Below are 6,484 nucleotides of genomic sequence, written 5' to 3' on the forward strand. Positions count from 1 at the left end.
CGGGGCGGGCGCCGCAGCAGGTGGCGGACCGCCCGCCTGCGGACCGGCCCCGCCCGGACGGACCGCCGCCCGGGCGGCGGCGGGGCCGTGGGCGTCGGGCCCCGGGGCGTACCCCATGGCCGGGGCTCCCGCACCGGCGGAGAAGCTGACCCCGCGCTCGATCCGGTCGAGCCGCGCCATCAGCGACCGCTCGTCCCCGTAGGCGGCCGGCAGCAGCACCCGGGCGCAGATCAGCTCGAGCTGCAGCCGGGGCGAGGCCGTGCCCCGCATCTCGGTGAGGCCCTCGTTGACGATGTCGGCCGCCCGGCTCAGCTCGGCCGGGCCGAACACCGAGGCCTGGGCGCCCATCCGCTCCAGCACGTCGGCCGGGGCGTCGATCAGTCCTTTGTCCGCCGCGTCCGGCACCGCGGCCAGGATCACCAGGTCGCGCAGCCGCTCCAGCAGGTCCGCGACGAAGCGCCGCGGGTCGTTGCCGCCCTCGATGACCCGGTCGACCACCTCGAAGGCCGCCGCGCCGTCCCCGGTGGCGAAGGCCTCGACCACGGAGTCCAGCAGCGAGCCGTCGGTGTAACCGAGCAGCGACGTGGCCATGGCGTACGTCACGCCGTCCTCACCGGCGCCGGCGAGGAGCTGGTCCATCACCGACATCGAGTCACGCACCGAGCCGGCGCCCGCGCGGACCACCAGCGGCAGCACGCCCTCCTCGACCGGGATCCGCTCCCTGCCGCAGACCTCCCCCAGGTACTCGCGCAGGGTGCCGGGCGGGACCAGGCGGAAGGGGTAGTGGTGCGTCCGGGAGCGGATGGTGCCGATGACCTTCTCCGGCTCCGTGGTCGCGAAGATGAACTTGAGGTGCTCCGGGGGCTCCTCGACCACCTTCAGCAGGGCGTTGAAGCCCTGCGGGGTGACCATGTGCGCCTCGTCGATGATGTAGATCTTGTAGCGGCTGGACGCGGGGCCGAAGAACGCCTTCTCCCGCAGCTCACGGGCGTCGTCCACACCGCCGTGCGAGGCGGCGTCGATCTCGATGACGTCGATGGACCCGGGGCCGTTGCGCGCGAGGTCGCGGCAGGACTGGCACTCGCCGCACGGGGTCGGCGTCGGGCCCTGCTCGCAGTTGAGGCAGCGGGCCAGGATGCGGGCGCTGGTCGTCTTGCCGCAGCCGCGCGGACCGCTGAACAGGTACGCGTGGTTGACCCGGTTGTTCCGCAGCGCCTGCTGCAGCGGGTCGGTGACATGCTCCTGCCCGATGACCTCGGCGAAGGACTCGGGGCGGTAGCGGCGGTACAGCGCGAGAGACGACACGACTACGAGGTTATAGGCGAGCGCCGACATACCGGAGGGCCTGTGGACAGCCCCGCACAGGCCTGGTGAACGCAAGCGCCCCCCACGCACCCGCCAGAGCCGACCTACCCTTGCTGCCTTCCGGCCCTGGGGGGGTTCAGTCAGATAGCGCCACGTGAGGGGCTCCGCACAGGGTACCCGATCCGGCCGGGGAGAACGAGTTCGCTAGCACCCTTCGGAGTCATGTAATGTTCTTCCCGGAGGATTCGCCTAGAGGCCTAGGGCGCACGCTTGGAAAGCGTGTTGGGGGCAACCCCTCACGAGTTCGAATCTCGTATCCTCCGCCAGTGCCTCACCGGGCACGATGTCGAAGGGCCCCGCTGCTTGCAGCGGGGCCCTTCGACGTGTCTCCGGAGGAGGCCGCCGGCCGGTACGCGGCCCCACACCCGGAGAACGTGCTCACCGAGCCGCACGCCGTGACCGCCCGCGACGGCCCCGTCCTCTCCGACCGCTTCGCGGCCTGGCGGGGCGGGCGCCGCTCGCCCCCGAGCCCTCCGGCTGCGCCGGGACCCCCGCTGGACCGGCTCCACCGGCGGACCCGCGCGCCGCGGCCGACGCACCGGGCCGCTCCCCGTCGTCCGGCATGAACCACAGGAGAACCCCGCACCGGGTGTCGGAACCCTCCGCACGTGTCGGCGGCGGCGACGCCGACGACGGGCGGGAGAAGGGCTGGATGATCGGATCGAACCGCAGCGATCGGGTGCGGGAGGCACGCCCCCTGCGAGGGTCGTGGCAGGAGGAGGCCTCGTGATCTCGGCACTCAACGAGCTGGTCGACCTGGTCGAGGAGCACCTCGCGGACGGCCTCGACGTCGACGCGCTCGCCCGGGAGCTCGGCACCACCGGGTACCACCTGCGGCGGATGTTCTCGTCGCTGGCCGGCATGCCGCTCTCGGAGTACGTGCGGCGACGCCGCATGACGGTCGCCGCCGCCGACGTGGTCCGGGGCGAGGACGACCTGCTGGCCATCGCCGTCCGGCACGGGTACGGCTCGGCCGAGGCGTTCGGCCGGGCGTTCCGCGCGGTGCACGGCGCCGCCCCGGGTGAGGTGCGCCGCCACGGAGGCCCCCTCCGCACGCAACCACAGCTCAGGTTCCGCCTGACCGTCGAAGGGAGCACTCCCATGGACACCCGCCTCACCGACCGCCCCGCGTTCCGGCTGATCGGCCACGCCACCCGGGTCCCGCTCATCCACCAGGGCGTCAACCCGCACATCCAGCGGCACATCACCTCGCTGCCGGTGGAGGAGCACGACCGCCTGAAGGCCCTTTCCGCCACCGAGCCGCGGGGCCTGCTGCAGGTCACCCACGACGTCGCCCCCGACGCCGAGGAGGGCAGCGAGCTGACCTACCTGCACGGGGTCGCCGTCCCCCGGGGCGCGGCCGTCCCCGACGGCCTCGACGTCATCGACGTGGCGGCCGGGATGTGGGCGGCCTTCCGCAGCTCCGGGCCGTACCCGCAGGCGCTCCAGACCACCTGGGCGGCCACCGCGACCGAGTGGTTCCCCTCCAATCCGTGGCGGCTGCGGCCGGGGCCCTCGATCGTCGCCGTCCTGGAGATGGCGGACGACTTCTCCACCGCGACCTGCGAGTTGTGGATGCCGGTCGAACCGGCGTGAGGGCCGGGCGAGCGGGACGGACGGGTACAACCATCGGGGAGCGGCGGGTGTCGAAGGTGCGGTACCGCACCACCCCGTCACGCGCAGACCCTGGAGTTCCGTTGCGTCCCACTCGCACAGCCGCCCTGGCGGCCGTCCTCACGGCGGCCCTCACCGGCCCGCTGTTCCTCGCCGCCCCCGTCCCGGCGGCGCCCGCCCGGCTCGCCGACGACTTCAACGGGGACGGCTACCGGGATCTCGTCCTGGCCGGCGGCACCTACGGCGAGGACGGCCGGGTCACGGTCGTGTACGGCACCTCGGCCGGACCGGGCACCAGGGTGCAGACGATCCACCAGAACTCGGCCGGCATCCCCGGCGCGGTGGAGGCGGGCGACCACTGGGGCACCAGCACCACCACCGCCGACCTGGACCGGGACGGTTACGCGGACCTGGTCGTCGCCTCGCCGGGCGAGAAGGTCGGCGACGTCGAGCTGGCCGGCGGCCTCACCGTCGTCTGGGGCGGCTCCGGCGGCCTCGGCCCGGGGACCGTGTTCCACTCGCCGGTGCCCCAGGAGTACCCCGGCTCCGGCGACTCCTTCGGCGAGCAGGTGGTGACGGGCGACTTCGACGGTGACGGGGACGCCGACCTGGCGGCGTACAGCAACAGCCGGGCGGGCGTCGTGCTGCTCGAGGGCCCGTTCACCCGGGCCGGCGGTCACGGCGGCCACCAGTCGCTGGGCGGCGGCTACGGCTACCTGAACTCCTGGCGGCTGGCGGCGGGCCAGGTGGACGGCGGCGGCGCCACGGACCTGTACGTCCTGGGCCTGGACCTCACCGCCTCCGACATCGACCTGCGGGCCTTCTACCACCGCGGCGGCAGCGGCTTCGCCACCCGCGCGGCGACGGTCGCGGTGCCCGAGGCCACCCCCGACACCGGGCCCGGCCCGCTCAGCGCCGCGATCGGCGACTTCGACAAGGACGGCCACGGCGACCTCGCCGTCGGCCGCGGCGGGGAGAACCCCGACCTCAACCGCGGCTACGTGGTCGTGCAGTACGGCGGTGCGAGCGGCCCGGACACCGCGCGCAGGCCGGTGAAGTTCACCCAGGACACCGCGGGCGTGCCCGGCGCCGTGGAGGACGAGGACCTGTTCGGCTCCGCGGTGGCCGCCGGGGACGTCAACGGCGACGGGTACGCGGACCTCGCGGTCGGCGCCCCCGGCGAGGACCTGGCGGACAAGCGGGACGGCGGCGCGGTCACCGTGCTGCTCGGCCGCGCCGGCGGTCTCTCCGGCACCGGGGCGAAGGCCTACGACCAGAACACCTCGGGCGTCGCGGGCTCGATCGAGGTGGACGACAACTTCGGCAGGACGCTCAGGCTCACCGACCACACCGGTGACGGCCGCGCCGACCTGATGGTGGGCACGGACGACTGGGTGGGCGGGACCCTCGGCATGGCGCACCTGCTGAAGGGCTCCGCCACCGGCATCACCGGCACCGGCTCCACGTCGTTCACCGTGGCCTCCCTCGGCCTGCCCTACGGCGACCTCGGCACCTGGTTCTCCGACTGACCGCCCCGCCCCGCCCGGGGCCCGCGGCACGGACCCGCGGTGCGGGTCGCGCGGCGGAGGCCGGGCGTCCGGAGCGCGCACCCGGCGGGCCCCTCCGGCGCGGCGGCGGGCCGCGGCGACCGCCCCGGCACGCACACCTGGTCGCTTAAGGTGGCTGAGCGGGTTTTACCTGCTCATTACACATACCGTCCGGGACGAACCGGGGCGGATTCGAGCGAAAGGGGCTGCCGTGGGAATTCCACGCCTCAGCAGCACTCCCCTACCGGGGATCGGAGTGCGGTACGACATGACGACGCGGGAACACCGCTGCGTCTCGGTCGTGGCGCAGCGCGACGGCAGCCGCACGATCACCGCCTACCGCCAGGACGACCCGGACGCCGCCGAGATGTCGGTCCACCTCACCGCCGGTGAGTCCCAGGCGCTGGTCGACGCGCTGATGCCGGCCCACCACAGCCCCAGCCTGCTCTCCGCCAACGACCTCGGCCTGGTCGCCGAGCGCATCGAACTGGCCGCCACCGCCCGGTGGAACGGCCGGCTGCTCGGCGACACGCAGATGCGGACGCGCACCGGCGCGTCGATCGTCGCGGTGATGCGCCGGGCCGAGGCGATCCCCTCGCCGACGCCGGACTTCCGCCTGGCGGGCGGCGACATCCTCATCGTGATCGGCACCCGCGAGGGCGTCGAGACCGCCGCGGCGATACTCGGACAGGAGTGATGTGGTGCATTCGACCGCGACGTTCCTGATCGAATTCGGCGCCATCATCCTCGGTCTGGGTCTGCTCGGACGGTTCGCCGGGCGCTTCCAGTTCTCCCCGATCCCCCTCTACCTGCTGGCCGGACTCGCCTTCGGCGAGGGCGGACTGCTGCCGCTGGGCGCCAGCGAGGAGTTCGTGGCGATCGGTGCCGAGATCGGCGTGATCCTGCTCCTGCTGATGCTGGGGCTCGAGTACACGGCCACCGACCTGGTCACCAATCTGAAGACGCAGTACCCGGCCGGTCTGGTCGACATGGTGCTCAACGCGCTGCCGGGCGCCGCGATGGCGCTGCTGCTGGGCTGGGGCCCGGTGGCGGCGGTGGTCCTGGCGGGCGTCACCTGGATCTCGTCGTCCGGCGTGATCGCCAAGGTGCTGAACGACCTGGGGCGGGTGGGCAACCGGGAGACCCCGGTGGTCCTGAGCATCCTGGTCCTCGAGGACCTGTCGATGGCGGTCTACCTGCCGATCATCACCGCCCTGCTGGCCGGCTCCGGCCTCGCGGCCGGCAGCGTGACGCTGGCGATCGCCCTGGGCGTCGCCGGACTGGTGCTCTTCCTCGCGGTCCGGTACGGACGGCACATCTCCCGCTTCGTCTCGCACCAGGACCCGGAGAAGCTGCTGCTGGTGGTGCTGGGGCTGACCCTGCTGGTGGCGGGCATCGCCCAGCAGCTCCAGGTGTCGGCGGCGGTCGGCGCGTTCCTGGTGGGCATCGCGCTGTCCGGCGAGGTCGCGGAGGGCGCGCACCACCTGCTGTCGCCGCTGCGCGACCTGTTCGCCGCCGTGTTCTTCGTCTTCTTCGGCCTGCACACCGACCCGGCCGAGATCCCCCCGGTGCTGCTGCCCGCGCTGGCGCTGGCCGTGGTCACCGCCCTCAGCAAGATCGCCACCGGTTACTGGGCGGCCCGGCGGGCCGGCGTCTCGGTCAACGGGCGGTGGCGGGCCGGCGGGACGCTGGTGGCGCGCGGCGAGTTCTCCATCGTGATCGCGGGGCTGGCGGTGACCTCCGGCATCGAGCCGAGGCTGGGTCCGCTGGCCACGGCGTACGTGCTGATCCTGGTGATCGTCGGCCCGCTCACCGCGCGCTACACCCAGCCGGTGGCCCTGGCGCTGACCCGGGCGTCGGCCCGCCGTCGCGCGGCGGGCACCGGGGCCGCGGCGGGCACCGGGGCCGCGGCGGGCACCGGGGCCGCGGCGGGAAGCGCCGCCCCGGACGCCCCCTCG

The 6,484-nt window shown here is 73.9% G+C and carries 5 protein-coding genes, 1 tRNA gene and 1 other RNA gene; 5 read left to right on the forward strand and 2 right to left on the reverse strand.

Going from position 1 to position 6,484, the window contains the following annotated elements:
- On the reverse strand, positions 1-1,305 hold a 1,305-nt coding region (locus A2U95_RS27105), incomplete at its 3' end, for a DNA polymerase III subunit gamma and tau (RefSeq protein ID WP_166027812.1).
- 68 nt (positions 1,306-1,373) lie between these two features.
- An RNA gene (gene ffs, locus A2U95_RS27110) (signal recognition particle sRNA small type) lies at positions 1,374-1,472 on the reverse strand.
- Between the two features lie 71 nt (positions 1,473-1,543).
- Here ffs and A2U95_RS27115 point away from each other — a divergent pair.
- The 5 genes from A2U95_RS27115 to A2U95_RS27135 all read left to right on the forward strand — a co-directional run.
- A tRNA-Ser gene (locus A2U95_RS27115) sits at positions 1,544-1,631 on the forward strand.
- 460 nt (positions 1,632-2,091) lie between these two features.
- Complete coding sequence (locus tag A2U95_RS27120) at positions 2,092-2,961, forward strand: AraC family transcriptional regulator (RefSeq protein ID WP_166027814.1); 870 nt, start codon at positions 2,092-2,094, stop codon at positions 2,959-2,961.
- Positions 2,962-3,062: 101 nt separating this feature from the next.
- The gene (locus A2U95_RS27125) at positions 3,063-4,508 is read left to right on the forward strand and encodes an FG-GAP and VCBS repeat-containing protein (protein WP_166027816.1); all 1,446 of its coding nucleotides are present in this window, start codon (positions 3,063-3,065) and stop codon (positions 4,506-4,508) included.
- A 229-nt stretch (positions 4,509-4,737) separates the two neighbouring features.
- Positions 4,738-5,223 carry a cation:proton antiporter regulatory subunit gene (locus A2U95_RS27130; RefSeq protein WP_476756113.1) on the forward strand — a complete coding sequence of 162 codons (486 nt, stop codon included), beginning with the start codon at positions 4,738-4,740 and terminating at the stop codon, positions 5,221-5,223.
- A 4-nt stretch (positions 5,224-5,227) separates the two neighbouring features.
- Positions 5,228-6,484 (forward strand): cation:proton antiporter (locus tag A2U95_RS27135; protein WP_166027820.1); only part of this gene is annotated, 1,257 nt, incomplete at its 3' end.

The sequence above is a fragment of the Streptomyces chilikensis genome, assembly GCF_001642695.1.
In the GTDB taxonomy this organism is placed as follows: Bacteria; Actinomycetota; Actinomycetes; order Streptomycetales; family Streptomycetaceae; genus Streptomyces; species Streptomyces chilikensis.